Annotated in this window: 18 protein-coding genes; 7 read left to right on the top strand and 11 right to left on the bottom strand. The window is 64.2% G+C overall.

Going from position 1 to position 17,608, the window contains the following annotated elements; translation table 11 throughout:
• Positions 1-164 precede the first annotated feature (164 nt).
• The gene (locus JQ603_RS26120; protein ID WP_212343546.1) at positions 165-1,382 is read right to left on the bottom strand and encodes an NAD(P)/FAD-dependent oxidoreductase; all 1,218 of its coding nucleotides are present in this window, start codon (positions 1,380-1,382) and stop codon (positions 165-167) included.
• Between the two features lie 224 nt (positions 1,383-1,606).
• On the opposite strand from JQ603_RS26120, the gene JQ603_RS26115 reads away from it, so the two are divergent.
• Positions 1,607-2,401 carry an enoyl-CoA hydratase/isomerase family protein gene (locus tag JQ603_RS26115; protein ID WP_212343545.1) on the top strand — a complete coding sequence of 265 codons (795 nt, stop codon included), beginning with the start codon at positions 1,607-1,609 and terminating at the stop codon, positions 2,399-2,401.
• Entirely contained in the window at positions 2,398-3,006 is a 609-nt protein-coding gene (locus JQ603_RS26110) for a histidine phosphatase family protein (RefSeq protein WP_212343544.1), read from the top strand. The genes JQ603_RS26115 and JQ603_RS26110 overlap by 4 nt, the downstream gene beginning before the upstream one ends.
• Here JQ603_RS26110 and JQ603_RS26105 read toward each other — a convergent pair.
• From JQ603_RS26105 to JQ603_RS26090, 4 genes are all read right to left on the bottom strand, one after another.
• Positions 2,966-4,306, bottom strand: a complete 1,341-nt coding sequence (locus JQ603_RS26105; RefSeq protein WP_212343543.1) for a TRAP transporter large permease — start codon at positions 4,304-4,306, stop codon at positions 2,966-2,968. The two genes, JQ603_RS26110 and JQ603_RS26105, sit on opposite strands and share 41 nt — an antisense overlap.
• Entirely contained in the window at positions 4,303-4,881 is a 579-nt protein-coding gene (locus JQ603_RS26100) for a TRAP transporter small permease (RefSeq protein WP_212343542.1), read from the bottom strand. Before JQ603_RS26100 ends, JQ603_RS26105 begins: the two co-directional genes overlap by 4 nt.
• A gap of 193 nt (positions 4,882-5,074) precedes the next feature.
• Positions 5,075-6,070 (bottom strand): TRAP transporter substrate-binding protein, encoded by a 996-nt coding sequence (locus JQ603_RS26095; protein ID WP_212343541.1) that lies wholly within the window; start codon positions 6,068-6,070, stop codon positions 5,075-5,077.
• Positions 6,071-6,128: 58 nt separating this feature from the next.
• Positions 6,129-7,844, bottom strand: coding sequence for an IlvD/Edd family dehydratase (locus tag JQ603_RS26090; RefSeq protein ID WP_212343540.1), 1,716 nt, complete (start codon positions 7,842-7,844; stop codon positions 6,129-6,131).
• Positions 7,845-8,020: 176 nt separating this feature from the next.
• On the opposite strand from JQ603_RS26090, the gene JQ603_RS26085 reads away from it, so the two are divergent.
• Together JQ603_RS26085 and JQ603_RS26080 are read left to right on the top strand one after the other, a co-directional pair.
• Positions 8,021-8,698: a GntR family transcriptional regulator gene (locus JQ603_RS26085; protein ID WP_212343539.1), complete on the top strand. Its 678-nt coding sequence runs from the start codon at positions 8,021-8,023 to the stop codon at positions 8,696-8,698.
• A 223-nt stretch (positions 8,699-8,921) separates the two neighbouring features.
• Positions 8,922-9,848: a hypothetical protein gene (locus JQ603_RS26080; RefSeq protein WP_212343538.1), complete on the top strand. Its 927-nt coding sequence runs from the start codon at positions 8,922-8,924 to the stop codon at positions 9,846-9,848.
• Positions 9,849-9,891: 43 nt separating this feature from the next.
• On the opposite strand, the gene JQ603_RS26075 is transcribed toward JQ603_RS26080, so the two are convergent.
• Positions 9,892-10,296, bottom strand: a complete 405-nt coding sequence (locus JQ603_RS26075) for a hypothetical protein (protein WP_212343537.1) — start codon at positions 10,294-10,296, stop codon at positions 9,892-9,894.
• Positions 10,297-10,319: 23 nt separating this feature from the next.
• Positions 10,320-10,583 carry a GlsB/YeaQ/YmgE family stress response membrane protein gene (locus tag JQ603_RS26070; RefSeq protein ID WP_212343875.1) on the bottom strand — a complete coding sequence of 88 codons (264 nt, stop codon included), beginning with the start codon at positions 10,581-10,583 and terminating at the stop codon, positions 10,320-10,322.
• A 189-nt stretch (positions 10,584-10,772) separates the two neighbouring features.
• Between JQ603_RS26070 and JQ603_RS26065 the strand changes: the two genes are divergently transcribed.
• Positions 10,773-11,678, top strand: coding sequence for a transglutaminase family protein (locus tag JQ603_RS26065; RefSeq protein ID WP_212343536.1), 906 nt, complete (start codon positions 10,773-10,775; stop codon positions 11,676-11,678).
• A gap of 25 nt (positions 11,679-11,703) precedes the next feature.
• Positions 11,704-12,534 (top strand): potassium channel family protein, encoded by an 831-nt coding sequence (locus tag JQ603_RS26060; RefSeq protein ID WP_212343535.1) that lies wholly within the window; start codon positions 11,704-11,706, stop codon positions 12,532-12,534.
• 99 nt (positions 12,535-12,633) lie between these two features.
• On the opposite strand, the gene JQ603_RS26055 is transcribed toward JQ603_RS26060, so the two are convergent.
• The 3 genes from JQ603_RS26055 to JQ603_RS26045 form a co-directional block, all read right to left on the bottom strand.
• Complete coding sequence (locus tag JQ603_RS26055) at positions 12,634-13,251, bottom strand: hypothetical protein (RefSeq protein WP_212343534.1); 618 nt, start codon at positions 13,249-13,251, stop codon at positions 12,634-12,636.
• A 203-nt stretch (positions 13,252-13,454) separates the two neighbouring features.
• The gene (locus JQ603_RS26050) at positions 13,455-13,751 is read right to left on the bottom strand and encodes a hypothetical protein (RefSeq protein ID WP_212343533.1); all 297 of its coding nucleotides are present in this window, start codon (positions 13,749-13,751) and stop codon (positions 13,455-13,457) included.
• Between the two features lie 247 nt (positions 13,752-13,998).
• The gene (locus tag JQ603_RS26045) at positions 13,999-14,823 is read right to left on the bottom strand and encodes an NAD-dependent epimerase/dehydratase family protein (RefSeq protein WP_212343532.1); all 825 of its coding nucleotides are present in this window, start codon (positions 14,821-14,823) and stop codon (positions 13,999-14,001) included.
• 89 nt (positions 14,824-14,912) lie between these two features.
• Here JQ603_RS26045 and JQ603_RS26040 point away from each other — a divergent pair, with 89 nt between their 5' ends.
• On the top strand, positions 14,913-15,890 hold the full coding sequence (locus JQ603_RS26040) for an SMP-30/gluconolactonase/LRE family protein (RefSeq protein ID WP_212343531.1): 978 nt from the start codon (positions 14,913-14,915) through the stop codon (positions 15,888-15,890).
• A 191-nt stretch (positions 15,891-16,081) separates the two neighbouring features.
• On the opposite strand, the gene JQ603_RS26035 is transcribed toward JQ603_RS26040, so the two are convergent.
• Complete coding sequence (locus tag JQ603_RS26035; RefSeq protein ID WP_212343530.1) at positions 16,082-17,512, bottom strand: aldehyde dehydrogenase family protein; 1,431 nt, start codon at positions 17,510-17,512, stop codon at positions 16,082-16,084.
• Positions 17,513-17,608: the final 96 nt, after the last annotated feature.

Below are 17,608 nucleotides of genomic sequence, written 5' to 3'. Positions count from 1 at the left end.
GGCTAGGCAGCATTGCCCCCGTTGAAATTGCTGCCGCGCACTCCGCCCTCATCCTGAGGGCCCGCCATCGGCGGGCGTCTCGAAGGATGCGCTGCGGGCGAGCTATCCGCCACGCATCTTCATATGCGATAGCCCTGCCGCAAGCGGGGCGAGGGAGAAGAACGTCACGCCAGCGCGCTCTTCAGGTCGAAGCTTTCGTCCGCGGCCTGCTCCGGCGTGATCGAGCGATCCATCGCCTGCAGCCGGCGGCCGAACATGTGATCGCCGGCGCGGTTGATGGACTCGATGCCGAGCAGCCTGTCGCCGTGATAGCAGAACGCGGAAAACGCCTTCTTCGCGGGATCGCCGCGAAGCACGACGCGGTCATAGCCGGTGGTGAGGCCGGCGATCTGGAGCTTGTCGTCGCCCTGGTCGCTCCAGAACCAGGGATGGCTGTCGTACGGTTTCTTGTCGCCGGTCAGCCGCGCGGCGAGGCAGCGGGCGTGGTCGGTGGCGTTCTGCACCGATTCCAGCCGCAGCGAGCTACCGAAGCGAGGACTTGCGAACAGCGCGCAGTCGCCGATCGCTGAGATATCGGGGTCAACCGTCGACAGATATTCGTCGACGATGATGCCGGCGGCGACGGGGAGCCCCGCCTCGGCCGCGAGCTCGATATTCGGCAGCACGCCGACGCCGACCACGACGAGGTCGGCGGACAGATGCCGGCCGTCGCTCAAGGACACGCCGGTGACCTTGCCGCCCTCAGCCTCGATGGAGGTCGCCTGCACGCCAAGATGGATGCGGATGCCGGCCTCGCGATGGCGTTCCTGGAAATATTCCGAGACCTCCGCCGTCACCGCGCGCGCCATCACGCGCGGGGCGAGCTCGAGCACATCGACCTCGAGCCCCTTGATCCGCGCGGTGGCTGCGAATTCAAGGCCAATGAAGCCGGCGCCGATGATCACGGCGCGCTTCTTCGACGGAATGATCGCCCGCAGCGCCTCGCTGTCGTCGAGGATGCGCAGATATTTCACGTCGGGCAGATTGGCGTTGGGCAGATCGAGTAGCCGGTTGCGCGCGCCGGTGGCCAGCACGAGGTGGCCGTAAGGCAACGTTTCGCCGGACGCGAGCAGCACCTTGTGCCCGGCGCGGTCGATCGACACCGCGCGGCCCGCGACCAGCTCGATCTTCTGGTCCTGGTAGAATTTTTCGGGGCGGAACATCAGGCTCTCCGGCCCGGCCGAGCCCTTGATGTAGCCCTTGGACAGCGGCGGCCGCTGGTAAGGCAGATGCGCCTCGTCATTGATCAGGCAGATGCGCTCGGAAGAGCCCGCCTGGCGCAGGGATGCCGCGACCTGGTAGCCGCCATGGCCGGCACCGACGATGATCACCGGGCCAGTCATCGGAGCAGCCCATTTCCGGAGACACGAGCGTGACCCATGTCGTCTCCTCTCTTGCTGATTTTGGTTTGCTGGCCTTTCGAGGAGCCGGCGCTCGTGTCCGTCCCTTGGCGAAGGCGGGGCCATTTGAGCCTATCGTTCCGCCCGGCGCAAGAGCGGCCGGGGATTGTCTCCCCTCGCCTTCTGCGATTTAGTCGCACGAACCACCTCATGCCGGGATATTCCAGATGCCAGCACCCGTCTCAAAGCCCGACGATCCCGCCCTGCTGCGGATCGACGGCCCGATTGCAACCATCACGCTCAACCGCCCCACAGCGTTCAACTCGATCAATCTTCCGATCGCGCAGAAGCTCGAGCAGCTCGCGGCCTATATCGAAGGCGACGACGCCATCCGGGTTCTGGTGATCGAGGGCGAAGGCCGCGCCTTCTCGGCGGGTGGCGATCTGCAGACGATTGGCGCCGCGGCCGAGGCCAACACGGTGACACCCGTCGTCGGCGAGCTGCTCAAGCACTATCACGCCTTCATCGAGATCATCAGGCGCATGCCGAAGATCTCATTGTCCAGCGTCCACGGCTCGGCCGCCGGTGCCGGCATGGGCCTCGCCTTCGTCACCGACCTCTGCATCGCCGCCGACGACGCCAAGTTCACGCCGGCCTATGCCAAGATCGGCGTGTCGCCGGACGGCGGCTCCACGGTCGGGATCGTCGGCACGGTCGGCTCCCGCCGCGCGCTGCAGATCTTTCTCGCCGAGGACAATTTTACCGCGCAGCAGGCCTATGAATGGGGCCTCGTCGCCAAGACCGTTCCTGCAACCGAGCTGAAGGCGGCCACGCGACAGCTCGCCGAGCGCCTCGCACAGAATCCACCGGCGGCCATCGCCGGCACCAAGTCGCTGGTCTATGCGGCCGCTACCACGCCCGTAAAACAGCAGCTCGATGCCGAGGAGCACAAGATCATCATGGCGATGAACACGGAGGCGTTCCGCACTGCCGTGAAGAAGTTCACGAGCAAGTCGAAGTGACGACGCCCGCGCGCACGTTCTACGGCCTTCGCCACGGGGCGACCGACTGGAATCGCGAGGGACGCTTCCAGGGTCGCACCGACAATCCGCTGAACGAGGACGGCCTGCGGCAGGCGCACGAAGCCGTGGAGATGCTGCGCGGGGCCGGCATCAGCCGGATCGTCGCAAGCCCGCTGGTCCGCGCGGCGCGAACGGCCGAGATCATCGCGGCCGCGATCGCGGTGCCGCTCGCGATCGACGACGGCATCATCGAGTTCGATTTCGGCAGCTTCGAGGGCCTTCCCGTCCGCGACCTCATGATCAAGCACGGCGTCAAATCGGCGACGGGCCTCGTCTCGATCCTGCCGGCCGACGGCGAAAACTGGGACGCCATGGCCGCACGGTCGCTCGCTTGCGTCTCCGCCTGGCTCGACCGTCATCCCGGCGACGAACTCCTGTTCGTCTGCCACGACGCCGTGATGCAGGGCATGGCGAACGTGCTGTGCGGCAGCTACTTCAAGAACAGCCATGGCACGCCGTTCCGTTACGTGCGCGAGCACGCACATTGGCGTGTCGAGCAGGTCGCTATTGCGGACAGATATAGCCCGTCCCCGCCGGCGACTTGAAGCAGCCGACCGACTCGGGGAGCACGTGCCGCGGCAGCCACAGCACCACGCTCGGGAAATAGATCGCGAACGCGATCGTCGCCAGGAATACCACGTAGATCGGCAGTGCCGCCCGTAGCGCTTTGGCAAAGCTGATGCCGACGAATTTCGAGGCCATCAGCAAGACGAGCCCATAGGGCGGCGTGATCAGGCCGAAGGCGAGCGTTGCGATCAGCACCACGCCCATGTGCACGGCGTTGATGTCGCCGGCCTCCGTCAGCGCGTTGACCAGCGGCATGAAGATGATGATGGTCGGCACCGGCTCGATGAAGTCGCCGACCACGGTGAACAGCAGCACCATGAGCAGCATGATGAGATGCGGATCGTTGCCGGCGATGGAGGTGATCCACTCGGCGATATAGGTCGCGCCGCGCAAGTACGCGAGCATCCAGCCGAACGCATTGGCGGCGCCGATCGTGATCAGCGGCAGCGAGAAGATCAGGCCGGCGAGGCAGAAATCGTAAGGAATCTTCCTGAAGTGTCCGCGGTTGAGCGCGGGGATCACGACCAGGATGATCCAGACCACGGCGACGACGCCGGCTTCCGTCGGCGTGAACCAGCCGGTGAGGATGCCGCCCAGCAGGATCACCGGGATCATCAGCGGCAGGGCCGCATCGCCCGCCGCGAACACCACCTGCCGGAGCGGCGCGCGCGGCTTGCGCAAGCCGGACGGGCCGAAGAAATAGCAATAGATCATCAGGCCGAAGCCAATCATCAGGCCGGGCACGACACCCGCCATGAACAGACCGGCGATCGAGACGTTGCCGACGGCACCGTAGACCACCGCCGTGATGCTCGGCGGCACCAGCGCCGCGATGGTCGAGGCGGAGGCGATGATGGCGGCGATGAAGGCGGGCTCGTAGCCCTCGCGCTTCATCGGGCCGCCCAGCGCGCGGCTCATCACCGCGACGTCGGCGGTGGTCGAGCCCGACATCTCCGAGAAGAACATGCTGAAGACGACCACGACCTGCGACAGCCCGCCCCTGATGTGCCCGACCAGCGACACCGACAGGTTGGCGATTCTGACCACCACATTGGCCGAGCTCATGAGCTCGCCGACCAAGAGGAAGAACGGGATCGCCAGCAGCGCCTCGGAATCGACGCCGTCGAAGATCTTCTGGATGATCGCGGCGAGCGAGACATCGGACAGGATCGCGCCGATGAAGACGCCGGCCATCAGCGAGAACGGCACGGGCACGCCGAGATAGCCGAACGACAGGAAGCAGATCGACATCAATGCCAGGACGACGGGTGCGCTCACGGCTGCGCCCTCATCTGTGCCTCGGAGAGACCCGGCGCAGCATCTTCCTCGGGCGGCTCGGGGTGGTCAAAGCCGTTGCGCAGGCCGTTGACGAGCTGCTCGATGGTGAACAGGCCGATCAGCACGCCCGAGAGCGGGATGATCGCATAAAGCGAGGCGATCGGCGTGCCCGACGGCAGCCGAAAACTGCCGAAGCCACGCAGATAGTTCTGGTAGCCGTACCAGATCAGGCAGAAGGCGACGCCGAGCACGACGAGGCGGATGATGACCTCGACGATCAGCCGCGGCGTTCCGTGCATCGCCTCGGAGATCGCGGTGAGATAGAGGTGGTCGTTGCGCCGGGTCGCCGCCGCCGTGCCGATGAAGATCGCGTAGATGAAGAGCGTCGAGGTGACTTCCTGCAGCCATAGCCAGGGATGGCCGATGGTGCGGGTGACGATGTCGGCGGTGACCGACAGCGAGAAGCCGAAGCACAGCACGCCGCAGAGGATCATCAGCGCAAGCTCGAGCCAATCGAGCGCGCGCCATTTCAGGTGGCGTTGCCATTGAACGAGCAGTTTGTCGGAAATCGACATTCAATTCCCCCGTCGTCCCAAAGCTATCGGACGCGACAGCTGGGAAGCTGCCGATCGTGCTCGGCCTGCATGGTTCGAGACGCCCGCTTTGGCGGGCTCCTCACCATGAGGGTTTAGAATCTCGCCGCGAAGCACGACCTCATCCTGAGGGCCCGCCGCAGGCGGGCGTCTCGAAGGATGGCCGCGGGCGGCCCTAGTTGATCGACCGGATCAGATTCTTGATCTTCTCGGCGTGCGGGCCGAGATCCTTGGCGAGCTTGTCGAGATAGGGATCGGCGACCGCCGTAAAGCTCTTCTTGTCGACGTTATCGACGATCTTCACGCCCATCTTCTTCAGCTTCTCGGCCGCGGTGCGTTCGAGCTCGAACGCCTTTGCCGGCTCCTTGGAGCTGATCTCGTTGGCCGCGGTCTGCACCCACTGCTTCTGCTCGGCCGAGAGGCTCTGCCAGAGCTTGTCGGAGATGAACACCAGCGCGTTGTTGGCCTCGTGCTCGGTGATGTTGAGCACAGGCGCGACCTCGTAATGCTTGTTGACGAGGTAGACGTTGATGCTGTTCTCAGCGACGTCGACGACGCCGGTCTGCAAGCTGGTGTAGACGCTGCCGAACGGCATGTGCACGGTCTGGGCACCATAGGCCGGGAACATGGTGTCCTCGGTCGCGGTCGCCTGCACGCGGACTTTCAGGCCTTTGATGTCGCCGACATTGTGGACTTCCCGCTTCGAGTACATGTGGCGCACGCCCTGCGAGCCGGTCGCGATGACGTGCAGGCCCTGCGTGGTCTCGTCGATCATGGTCTTGAGCGCTTCGAACACTTTCGGATCGGCCAGCCCCTTGATCACATGGTTCTCGTCGCGGAACAGGAAGTGCAGCGACATCACGCCGGCCTGCGGCGAGATGGTCGCGGTGTTGGCTGAGGAGATGATGGCGAACTCGACGTCGCCGGCCTTCACGAGCTGAAGCACCTGCGGCTCCTGCCCGAGCTGTGCGCCGGGATACTGGTCGATGATCATGGTGCCCTTGCTCAATTCCTTGAGCTTGTCGGCGAAGAGGTCACCGGCGATGGAATAGCCGGTGTTGCGCGGCTGGTCGTAGGCGAAGCGATAATGCTTCACCTCCTGCGCCCCCGCTCCCGTGACGAACAGCACGGCGGCCGCAGCCGCGAGCCCACACATGGATCGTGCAATCATCGTTTCCCCCTGTTTATCGCCCGCCGCTTGTGCGGTCTGAGCGTTCGTTCGCTTGCTATCAGCCCTTCTCGGTCTTCCCAGTCCTCTGCATGAAATCGAAGTCGCAGCCCTCGTCGGCCTGCATGATGGTCTCGTTGAACAGCCAGGCGTAGCCGCGCCGTGCCTCCTCCCGCGCAGCGGCCGGCTTCGAGGCGGCGCGCCGACGCTCCAGCTCGGCGGTATCGACCAGCAGCTCGATGCTGCGCCTGGCCACATCGAGGCGGATCATGTCGCCGTTCTTCACCAGCGCCAGCGGTCCGCCGACGGCGGATTCCGGGGTGATGTGCAGCACGATGGTGCCGAACGCGGTGCCGCTCATGCGCGCATCCGAAATGCGCACCATGTCCTTGGTGCCGCCTCGCGCGAGCTTCTTCGGGATCGGCAGATAGCCCGCCTCGGGCATGCCTGGCGCGCCCTTCGGGCCGGCATTGCGCAGCACCAGCACGTCGTCGGCGGTGACGTCGAGGTCGGGATCGTCGACCCGCAAGGTCATGTCCTCGACGGATTCGAACACCACCGCGCGCCCGGTGTGCTGCAGCAGCTTCGGGCTCGCAGCCGATTGTTTGATGACCGCGCCGCGCGGCGCGAGATTGCCGTGCAGGATGGCGAGGCCGCCTTCCTTCTTGATCGGATTGTCGCGCGGACGGATCGCGTCCTGGCCGGGCACGTCCTCGGCATTCGCCGCGACCTCGCGCAGCGTCTGGCCGGTGATGGTCTTCGCATCGAGATCGATGAGGTCGCCGAGCTGCGCCAGCAGCTTCGGCACGCCACCGGCGTGATGGAAATGCTCCATATAGTGCTCGCCTGACGGCTTGAGGTCGACCAGCACCGGCACCTCGCGGCCGATCTGGTCGAACGCGCCGAGATCGAGCCGGTGCGGCGAGCGATGCGCCATCGCCGTCAGATGGATCAGGCCGTTGGTCGAGCCGCCGATGGCCTGGAGCACGACCTGTGCGTTCTTGAAGGACGCCGGCGTCAGGAGTTCGCTCGGCTTCGGCCCCTTGGTCTTGGCCATCTCGGCGGCGACCTTGCCACTGGCTTCAGCCAGACGAAATCGCTCGGCATGCGGCGCGGGAATCGTCGCACTCATCGGCAGCGACAGGCCCATCGCCTCGATCATGCAGGCCATGGTCGAAGCCGTGCCCATCACCATGCAGGTGCCGACGGAGGGGGCGAGGCGCCCGTTCACCGCCTCGATCTCGGCATCGTCCATGTCGCCGGCGCGATATTTCGCCCAGAGACGGCGGCAGTCGGTGCAGGCGCCCAGCACCTCGCCCTTGTGATGGCCGACCACCATGGGTCCGACGGGGATCACCACGGTCGGCAGGTCGGCGCTGATCGCCGCCATCACCTGCGCGGGCAGAGTCTTGTCGCAGCCGCCGATCACGATCACCGCATCCATCGGCTGGGCCCGGATCATCTCCTCTGTGTCCATCGCCATCAGGTTGCGCAGATACATCGAGGTCGGATGCGCAAAGCTCTCGGCGATCGAGATGGTCGGGAACACGAACGGCATGGCGCCCGACAGCATCACGCCGCGCTTGGCGGCCTCGATGATCTGCGGGACGTTGCCGTGACAGGGATTGTAGTCGCTATAGGTGTTGGTGATGCCGACGATCGGACGCTCCAGCGCATCGTCGGAATAGCCCATGGCCTTGATGAACGCCTTGCGCAGGAACAGCGAAAAGCCGGCATCGCCGTAGCTCGTCAGACCCTTGCGCAACCCGCTCGTCATCACGTCACTCCTTCCAGGTTACCATTGTGGTACAGCCTGGCCTCCGATTGTCAATAAGATTGGTCCAGATTGTCGCAGTTTCGGCCTGAGAGCCCTGCATGCGGCACAAATTATTGACAATCCATCCTCTCCCTGCTCCACAGTCGGGACCGGCTCGAGGCCGGGAGGCTGAGGGCATGTCCGACATTCGCACCGCAGACGCCATGACGGTCCGGCGCGACGACCTTGATGACGTCGTCGCGCGGCTGGAAGAGGACATCATCTTCGGCCGCCTCGCGCCCGGCGCGCGCCTCACCGAGGACGCGCTGATGTCGCGCTACGGCACGTCAAGGCACTTCGTGCGGCAGGCGCTGGTGGATGCGGAGCGGCGCGGCATCGTCCGCCGCGAGAAGAATGTCGGCGCCACCGTACGGTTCTACTCGGCCGAGGAGGTGCGGCAGATCTACGAGGTCAGGGAGATGCTGACCCGCCAGGCCGCGCTGATGATCCCCCTGCCCGCACCGCAAGGCCTGATCGACGAGCTGACCGCACTGCAACGGCAATATTGCGCCAAGGCCGATTTGCAGGATCTGCGCGGCATCCACGAGGCCAACGACGCCTTCCACCTCGCGCTGTTCTCGGCCTGCGGCAATCCTTATCTGGTGCGCTCGCTGCAGGACTACATGAACCTGACCCTGCCGATGCGCGCGAAGAACCTCGCCGACCGCGACGGCCTCGCGCAATCGCGCCGCCAGCACGAGCTGATGATCGAGCTCTTGAAGGGCCGCGACAGCTGGGCGCTCGCGCAGCTCTGCGTCGATCACATGCAGTTCAGCAAGTCGGATTATCTGGCGCGGATTGCTGGCGACAGCTAGCGCTGGCGCATGCGCCTGTTGGTCCGCCGGCCCTGCAACGGCCGATGCGGAGAAGAATGAACCACGCGTGGGCGACGGAACCCGGCGGAACTCATCCAATATAATCTTCTGGTAGATGAAGACCAATCACGCAACCGATTAACGGGTTGTTAGAGGACTCTATTTCAAATGGTTTCTGAAACACATAACAACCATGCCGGGTTCCATTTCCCGGAACAGTCCGATGAATGTACCTGGTTTCCTGATCGCAGTGGCCTTCGGCGCAGCATTCTTCGCGGCGGAGTATGCGTGGTACTACCAGCCCGATTTCATCAACCCGGACGCCCTGATCAGCATGTTCTCCTCGGAACATATGAAAGCGCGCGCAGCCGTCAAACATGCGCTGATCGATCCGGACTCGGCCAAATTCAGTACATTGCATTCAGTCGAGGCCGGCGCGGCGAGGTATGTTTGCGGCGGCGTCAAGGCGAGGGACAAGTTCGGCCAGTCTGTCGATGTCGCTTTCGTCTATACCGTGGCCATTGATTTTGCCCGCATCGATGACGACGGACGGATTACGCATCAGCGTTCGGGATACAGACCCTGTCCCACCGAAGAGGACAAGGTCGCGCAGCAGCGGCCGGGTGTGTCGCCCGGCGTGGCGGCGGTCGTCAAAACCGTTCAGAAGGCCGCCCCCGACGTGCAGACGTCGGTTGCCCCCGCCCTGACGAAGCCTGCAGCTTCAGCGGGCGGATCGTCGTCCGGCGGCACGATAGAGCAGCAGGTCCGCGAGCTCGCCGCCAAGACCGTTCCGCCTGATGCTGCAAATGGACAGCCAAATCCGCCCGCGAACCGAGGGGCTGCCAAGGAGAGCGAGTGGCAAGCCGATCGGCCGCCGGCCGCGTGGCCCACATTCCCTCCGGATCACGCATTGGCGAGATCAACCCGGAAACGAAGCCCGTCGGAAGCACTGGCCCTGGCGAAGGACGTCGAGGACCGCTGGAAGAAGGCGGAGTCATCGGCCGACCGCTCGATGCGTCCGTCACCGGAAGACATCAACGAGGCCTGCCGCGCGCTGCTCACGATCGATTCAAAGCACGCCGACTATCCAAAAGCATGGGCTGCGTTTGCGCGACTGCAAAAGATGAGTCGTGACATCGCCAGCGGCTGATGTCGGCCGACGCGCTTCGCTCGCCGGGCGCGCAAAGGACCGTTCAATACCGTCTCAGCAGCCCGCGCTCCACGCTGTTATCGCCATAGTCGGCGCAGGCCTGCTCCGGATTCCTGATCAAGTCGGTCCGCACCTGCCTGAATGTCCTTCTGGCGGCCTCGGCCACCTCTGGGCGGAATTTTCCGGGATCGTAGCTCTCGCCATCAAAGGCCTTGATGGCCGCAGCATAGGCATCGATCATCGCCATCGCGGCATCAGGGCTGCCGAGAAGCCGGGCGCCGAGTTGAACGCTGCCGGCACCATCGACCTCATAGCCGGTGCATCGCTGCTCCAGCACCGCGGATGCCGTGACGAGCTGATCGAGAAACGTCGCTTCGGCCTGGCTGAGCGCTGCGGCTTGCGCCGGCGCTGATACCAGCAATGCGACAGCTGGCAGTTTGATTTTCATGCTCGGCCGATCATGTGGATCGATCAGGCCCGCCCCTGACGACCCATGACAAGGCCGTACACAAACAGGAGGATGATTGCACCGACCACGCTTCCGATGAAGCCGGCGCCCTCCCCGAACCGGTACCATCCCACGGCCTGACCGAGCCAGGTCGCAACGAACGCGCCCACAATTCCCAGGACCGTCGTCAAAATGAACCCTGTGGGCTCGGATTTGTCGCCGGGCATGATGAACTTCGCGACCAATCCTACGATAAATCCGATGATGATCGTCCAAAGGATACCCATGTCCATCGCTCCATTCGGTCAATTCGAAACATCAAACGTCTGAAGGAATGTCGTTTGATGGGCCAGACGACGCCGGGAATGACGTTGATCTAGATCAATGGGCGGAAGCGGCCGAGCCGAAAGCTGCAGGCCGCTCTTGCTGTGTGAGACGGCGCTCGACGAGCGCTGCAACGCGAAACGGGTCAGTGCATGGCGATCATCGGCGAGATCACGCACACGACGACCTATCGCTATGCAAAGCCGGTGACGTTCGGCACGCACCGGGCCATGTTCTTGCCGCGGCGCGGCGCCTCGACCCGGCTGCTTCGCTGGTCCGCTTCGACCAGTCTGCCATCAAAGGTGCATTGGGTGACCGACGCCCGCTCCAATGCCGTCACGGTGATGGACTTCAGCGAGCCCGGCAGCGAGCTGACCTTCACGTTCAAGGTTCGCGGCATCTATTTCGGCATCAAGGGGCTGGAGACGTTTCCGCTGGAGCCGCGGGCCGAGGAAGTCCCCGTGCAGTACACGCCGGATGAGTGGACCGATCTTGCAGGATATTTGCGTCCGCATGCCGACGATCCAGACGGCAGCCATGCGGCATGGACCAAGAGCTTCGTTGCCGGCGATCAGGACCGGACCGCCGACCTGCTGCGCCGGATGCTGGGCCTGTTTCGCAGCGAGTTCAGCTATCGCGGAAGAGAGGCGGAAGGCACCCAGTCCCCTGGCGAGACGCTGCGCACGAAATCCGGCACCTGCCGCGACTTCGCCTGGCTCATGATCGAGACGTTGCGCCGCCTCGGCTTTGCCGCGCGCTTCGTCAGCGGCTATCTCTATGATGCCGCGCTCGATGGCGGCGCCGTGGGGATGACCGGCTCCGGCGCCACCCATGCATGGGTGCAGGTGTTCCTGCCCGGCGCCGGCTGGCTCGATTACGATCCGACCAACAGCCTGAGCGCCGGCTTCGACCTCATCCCGGTGGCCATAGCGCGGCATCCGGGGCAGGCCGTGCCGCTGGCCGGCTCGTGGTTCGGCGATTCCGGCGACTACTTGGGCATGTCGATCAATGTCGCCGTTCGCAAGCTCGGCGAAATGCTCGATCCTTCGGAAGGATAGGCCGCAGGCGCGGCGGTCGCTGACCATGGTGTCTCATCGCAACAACACAAAGGGACATGGGCTGCTCGGCGCCGTTGCCGTCCCATTCGAGATTCTGAAAGACAGGGTCAGGCAGCTTTACGAGGGCGACACATTCGGCTGCATCAGATTTCGCTACGCCTTGCTCGCGCTCGATATCGTCACGGTTCTGTTCATCATCGCGACCTCGTTCCTGCCTCGCAACAGGACCGTCGAGGCGCTCGATGTCGTGTTCGGCCTGCTGATCCTTGCGGATTTCTCGGCACGGATGATCATCAGCCGTCAGCCGCTGCGCGAGCTCACGCGGCTTTCGACCTGGACCGACATCGTCGTCATCATTTCGTTCCTCGCGCCGCTCGCCGGAGAAGCCGGCGGATTCCTGCGTGCGTTCCGGACATTGCGGCTGTTGCGCGACTACCAGATGGTGGCGCGGCTGAGGGCCGACAGCGCCTTCTTTCGACGGAACGAGGAAGTGGTCTTTGCCGTCGCGAATCTCGGCGTGTTCATTTTCGTGATGACCGGGGTCGTCTACGAGACCCAGAGGTCCCACAACCAGCAGATCGCCAACTATGCCGACGCACTCTACTTCACGGTCACCGCGCTGACCACGACCGGTTTCGGCGACATCACCCTGCCCGGCACCGTCGGGCGACTGATCACCGTCGTCATCATGATCTTCGGCGTGACCCTGTTCCTGAATCTCGCCAAGGCCCTGCTCGCGCCCTCCAAGGTGCGCTTTCCCTGCCCGGTCTGCGCCCTGCAGCGCCATGACGTCGACGCGGTACATTGCAAGGCCTGTGGGACCATCCTGAATATTCCCGACGAAGGCATGGACTAGGCCCCGCATGACGGCGCGCTGAAGCGCGCGCCATGGATGCAGCAGGCCGAGAAGGATCGGCCGCCGCACCCCGCCTGCGAAGACTGAGGACGTCTCGTCTCAGTGAGAGAACACGCGCGTGCCGGGAGTCCAGGCCCGCGGGCTTCCGATCGGACTGGCTCCGATTTCCCAGCCCGCGCCACCCCACAGGGCGTCAACCACGCCAAGGTCGCCCGCGCCATCGCGGACAAAGAAGAGGTTCGGAGCGGAGCCGGTCTGCAGCGCCCCGCTTTCGCCGTTGGCCTGCAGCTTCAGGAGACACCAGATATCGGCAAGTTTGCTCTCGGCACGAGCGCCCAGCTCATCGACGATCCGCGCGGCATTTGCAGGATTGTTCAAGGCATGAGTCTGCAGAGACGTGTCGTCCGCGGTCTCGACCTTGACGGCGAAGCGGCGTGCGAAGCTCGCGCCGAGCCACGAAATCTTGACGGGCGCGGTCGGCGCAATGTCCTCCTTGAAATGCTTGCTCGCAACGAAGGATTCGGTAGATGGGATGGCGGCCGTCGACGGGGGATCGAGGGGTTCACCGGGCTTGCGCTTGAGCGAGCATTCGATCTTCGCACGCGGAGCGAGCGAGGCCGAGCTGCCGCCATCGGCCTTGTTCGCGTCGGCGTACGCGCTGAAACCCGATGCCGCCAGAACAATCACGAGACATGGGTTGAGCGCAAAGCGGCGCATTTGTTGGCGTCCTTGAATGACCGATTCAAGAACAAGGTAAACTGTAGATTGCAGCTGTAAATCGAGGATTAGGTTTCTGGTTAAGCTTAAAGCAAGGAACTCATTTGAGAGAAATGCGAGCTATCTCCGGAACCATCTGCGTCCCTCTGGCACAGCGCGTGATGCAACACTTCAACCAGAAACCAGATAGCCACGCGGCCCTTCTATTTGCTTGCCAAGCGCGCGATCGCCTGACTGGCCGGAGGAACCTGCGAGCCCGGTTCGGATATCGGCTGCGGCGTGGCCCGGCAGCATCTTGCCTGTGCGTGAAGCGGATCGTTCCACGTCCAGCGCACACTCCAGGCAGGATTGTGGGCGTAGACCGGGATGCGCCAGAACCAGATGGTTTCGTAGACACTGTCCCCGAATCGCTCCACATCCGGACGCGGCGTTGGCCAGGATACCGCCGCGACGAGGGCGACGGTCAACACCGCGGCCCCTGAGAGAACCATCTTGCGCATTTTGCTTTTCCACAATCGCTAGAATGAAAAGGCGGTCACGTCCGCGCGACGCAATGGATAGAAGAAACGCTCACGTGTTCCGACAATAGAACGCCTATTTCCGAAAACGGAAATCCGGAACTCTACGGTGTGCATTCAGACGTTAGACGGAGGGGGCCGTTCAAGACCTTAGCCGTCATCGCGATCGTGCGCCCCTCCCGCCCGCAAGCCGAGCCGGGAGGGCGCATCTGCATTCCTGACGTCGACGCTAGCGCTTCTTCCAGTCGATGATCCGGCTCGGGTCGGCGTCGAACTCCATGCTGCAGAACGTGCCGCCCTGGAAATAATCGCCGACCGGATCGGGCTTCAGCTTGGCCTGCTCGGCCATCGCGTGCTCGCGGAAATCTTCGGCGCGGCCCGTCGGGCGGTAGCCGAACTCGTAGGCGCGATGGTTGTCCCACCAGGCGCGCTCGTTGAGGGAGGCGCCGTAGAAGACTTCGAAGTGGATGTCGGGATGTTCGAGCCCGATGCGGCAGAGCTGCACGAGGTCGTCGGGCTTGAGCCAGATCGCGAGCCGGCGCTGGTCGAGCGGCATGTCGCCGAAATTGCCGATGCGCAGGCAAGTCACCTTCAGCCCGTGCTTGTCGGCGTAGAGCGCGCCGACCGCTTCGCCGAACACCTTGCTGACGCCGTAGCGCCCGTCGGGGCGCGGGGTGACGTCGGTGCCGATCTTGTGGTGACGCGGATAGAAGCCGACGGCGTGGTTCGACGAGGCGAACACGACGCGCTTGACGCCCTTGCGGTACGCGGCCTCGAACAGATTGTAGCCGCCGATGATGTTGGCCTGAAGGATTTGATCCCAGCTGCCTTCAACCGAATAGCCGCCGAAATGGATGATGCCGTCGACCCCCTCGCAGATCGCCTCGCACTGCGCGAGATCGGCGAGGTCCGCCGCCTTGAATTTCTCGTTCGCGCCGAGATCGGCCGGCGGCTTGATGTCGGAGAGCAGGAGATCCGGATAGATCGGCGGCAGCAGTTTTCGCAGGCTCGTGCCGATTCCGCCCGAAGCTCCCGTCATCAAAATACGCGGCATGTTGTCCCTCGCCGTTAGTGACCGATTTGCGGTCACGTGTCTCTAATGATAGCAGAATTGTCCAGAGGGAACGAAACGAGAGAACCGGCATGAATGAGGCATCGTCCCACTCCCAGGAGCGGCCAGGCTGGCGGCCGGCGAGCTATTATCCGGATCCGGCGATCCGCGCGCTCGATCCCCGCTTCGAAAAATACTGGCTGAAGCTGTCGGCCGTGGAGCGGCTGGCGACCGGGCTGCGCTGGGCCGAGGGGCCGGTCTGGTTCGGCGACGGGCGCTATCTGCTCTGCAGCGACATTCCGAACCAGCGCATCATCAAATGGGAGGAGGAGACCGGCGCGGTCAGCGTATTCCGCAAGCCTTCCAACTTCGCCAATGGCAACACCAGGGATCGCCAGGGCCGGCTGATCACCTGCGAGCATGGCGGGCGGCGCGTGGTGCGCACCGAATATGACGGCAGCATCACCGTGCTGATGGATCAATTCAACGGCAAGCGGTTGAACTCGCCGAACGATGTCGTGGTGAAATCCGACGGCTCGATATGGTTCACCGATCCGACCTTCGGCCTGCTCGGCAATTACGAGGGCTACAAGGCCGAGCCCGAGATCGAGCCGAACGTCTACCGGCTTGATCCCCAGACCGGCAAGGCGACCATCGTTGCCGAGGGTGTGCTCGGGCCGAACGGGCTGTGCTTCTCGCCGGACGAGAAGATCCTGTACGTCGTGGAATCCCGCGGCGTGCCGAACCGAAAAATCCTTGCCTATGACGTTTCGCCCGAGGGCACCACGATTTCGAACAAGCGCGTCCACATCGATGCCGGTCCGGGCACGCCCGACGGCATGCGCTGCGACATCGACGGCAATCTCTGGTGCGGCTGGGGCATGGGCGACCCCGAGCTCGACGGCGTGGTCGTGTTCGCGCCCGACGGCGTCATGATCGGCCGCATCGCGCTGCCCGAACGCTGCGCCAATCTCTGCTTCGGCGGCGTCAAGCGCAACCGCCTGTTCATGGCCGCAAGCCAGTCGATCTACGCGCTGTATGTGAACACGCAGGGGGCGTTGGGGGGATAGGTTGGAATCGTAGGGTGGGTTAGCCCGCGGCTACGCGAAGCGTAGTCCGCTGGCGTAACCCACCACTGTTCGTCTCCGCGGAAATAGAAGCGGTGGATTACGCTTCGCTAATCCACCCTACGAAGCCCACAAAACAAAAAACGCCGGAGCGGTTTCCCGCTCCGGCGTCATTCTCATTCAGGCGGTGAAATTTACGCCGCGTTGAAGCCGGCGACCGCCTTCACTTCGAGGAAGTCCTCGAGGCCGTACTTGCCCCACTCGCGGCCGTTGCCCGACTGCTTGTAGCCGCCGAACGGCGCGGTGCGGTCGTTGGGCACGCCCTGGAGGTTGACGTTGCCGGCGCGGATCTGGCGGCCGACGCGCTTGGCGTCCTCGACCGTCGCGCCCGAGACGTAGCCGGCAAGACCGTACGGCGTGTCGTTGGCGATCTGCACGGCGTCGGCTTCGTCCTTGGCGCCGATGATGGTCAGCACCGGTCCGAAGATCTCTTCGCGCGCGATCGTCATCTCGGGAGTGACGTCGGCGAAGATGGTCGGACGGACATAGAAGCCCTTGTTGACGCCTTCAGGCAGGCCCGGGCCGCCGGCGACGAGCGTTGCGCCCTCGTCGATGCCCTTCTTGATCAGCGCCTGGATCTTGTCCCACTGGCCGCGATTGACGACCGGGCCGATGGTGGTGCCTTCGCCGCGCGGATCGCCGGCCTTGGTCTTGTCGGCGACGGCCTTCGCGATCGCTGAGACTTCCTTCATCTTCGAGGCCGGCACGATCATGCGCGAGGGCGCGTTGCAGGACTGGCCGGAGTTGTTGAACATGTGCATCACGCCGCCGGTCACCGCCTTGGTGAGGTCGGCACCTTCGAGGATGACGTTCGGCGACTTGCCGCCGAGCTCCTGGCTGACGCGCTTCACGGTCGGAGCCGCGCGCTTCGCCACATCGATGCCGGCGCGGGTCGAGCCGGTGAAGGAGATCATGTCGATGTCGGGGTGCTCGCTCATGGCGGCGCCGACCTCGGGGCCGAGGCCGTTGACGAGGTTGAACACGCCCTTCGGCACGCCGGCTTCATGGAGGATCTCCGCGAAGATCAGCGCCGAGGTCGGGGTGAACTCCGACGGCTTCAGGATCATGGTGCAGCCGGCGGCGAGCGCAGGCGCGACCTTGCAGGCGATCTGGTTGAGCGGCCAGTTCCAGGGCGTGATCATGCCGACCACGCCGACCGGCTCGCGCAGCACCATGGCGGTGCCGACCGGCTCCTCGAAATGATAGTTCTTGAGCACGTCGAGCGTGGTCATGAGATGGCCGAGGCCGGCGCCGGCCTGCAGCTTCTCCGCCATCGGCAGCGGCGCGCCCATCTCGTCGGAGACGGCGGCGCCGATCTCCTTGAGACGGCCCTTGTAGACCTCGATGACTTTGGTGAGCAGCGCGACGCGCTCCTCGCGGCTGGTCTGGGAGAACGTTGCAAAGGCGCGCTTGGCGGCGGCAACGGCCTTGTCGACATCGGCCTTCGAGCCGAGCGCAACCTCGTACATCGCCTCTTCCGTCGCGGGATTGACCACGGCGGTGGACTTCTTGACGGCGGGATCGACCCAGGCGCCGTCGATGTAGAATTGCATGCGATTGACCATCGTTAACCTCTTCTTGGGGGCTTGGAGGGGGCGTTTCGGCAGGCATCCTTGCACGAAAGCGCCGGCAATTGAACCCGCCATATGCGGGGCCAGCGT

Origin of the sequence: Bradyrhizobium liaoningense, from assembly GCF_018130825.1 — a bacterium.
Taxonomy (GTDB): domain Bacteria; phylum Pseudomonadota; class Alphaproteobacteria; order Rhizobiales; family Xanthobacteraceae; genus Bradyrhizobium; species Bradyrhizobium liaoningense_B.
Note: the sequence above shows the minus strand (reverse complement) of the source record. Positions and strands in the feature narration are given on the sequence as shown.

Bases quoted from the DNA above. Each gene is read 5' to 3' on its own strand.
- JQ603_RS26085 (WP_212343539.1), top strand. From the start codon at position 8,021: ATGTCCGACATTCGCACCGCAGACGCCATGACGGTCCGGCGCGACGAC.
- JQ603_RS26115 (WP_212343545.1), top strand. From the start codon at position 1,607: ATGCCAGCACCCGTCTCAAAGCCCGACGATCCCGCCCTGCTGCGGATC.
- JQ603_RS26040 (WP_212343531.1), top strand. From the start codon at position 14,913: ATGAATGAGGCATCGTCCCACTCCCAGGAGCGGCCAGGCTGGCGGCCG.
- JQ603_RS26060 (WP_212343535.1), top strand. From the start codon at position 11,704: ATGGTGTCTCATCGCAACAACACAAAGGGACATGGGCTGCTCGGCGCC.
- JQ603_RS26045 (WP_212343532.1), bottom strand. From the start codon at position 14,823: ATGCCGCGTATTTTGATGACGGGAGCTTCGGGCGGAATCGGCACGAGC.
- JQ603_RS26050 (WP_212343533.1), bottom strand. From the start codon at position 13,751: ATGCGCAAGATGGTTCTCTCAGGGGCCGCGGTGTTGACCGTCGCCCTC.
- JQ603_RS26035 (WP_212343530.1), bottom strand. From the start codon at position 17,512: ATGGTCAATCGCATGCAATTCTACATCGACGGCGCCTGGGTCGATCCC.
- JQ603_RS26080 (WP_212343538.1), top strand. From the start codon at position 8,922: ATGAATGTACCTGGTTTCCTGATCGCAGTGGCCTTCGGCGCAGCATTC.
- JQ603_RS26100 (WP_212343542.1), bottom strand. From the start codon at position 4,881: ATGTCGATTTCCGACAAACTGCTCGTTCAATGGCAACGCCACCTGAAA.
- JQ603_RS26070 (WP_212343875.1), bottom strand. From the start codon at position 10,583: ATGGGTATCCTTTGGACGATCATCATCGGATTTATCGTAGGATTGGTC.
- JQ603_RS26090 (WP_212343540.1), bottom strand. From the start codon at position 7,844: ATGACGAGCGGGTTGCGCAAGGGTCTGACGAGCTACGGCGATGCCGGC.
- JQ603_RS26055 (WP_212343534.1), bottom strand. From the start codon at position 13,251: ATGCGCCGCTTTGCGCTCAACCCATGTCTCGTGATTGTTCTGGCGGCA.
- JQ603_RS26120 (WP_212343546.1), bottom strand. From the start codon at position 1,382: ATGACTGGCCCGGTGATCATCGTCGGTGCCGGCCATGGCGGCTACCAG.
- JQ603_RS26075 (WP_212343537.1), bottom strand. From the start codon at position 10,296: ATGAAAATCAAACTGCCAGCTGTCGCATTGCTGGTATCAGCGCCGGCG.
- JQ603_RS26095 (WP_212343541.1), bottom strand. From the start codon at position 6,070: ATGATTGCACGATCCATGTGTGGGCTCGCGGCTGCGGCCGCCGTGCTG.
- JQ603_RS26065 (WP_212343536.1), top strand. From the start codon at position 10,773: ATGGCGATCATCGGCGAGATCACGCACACGACGACCTATCGCTATGCA.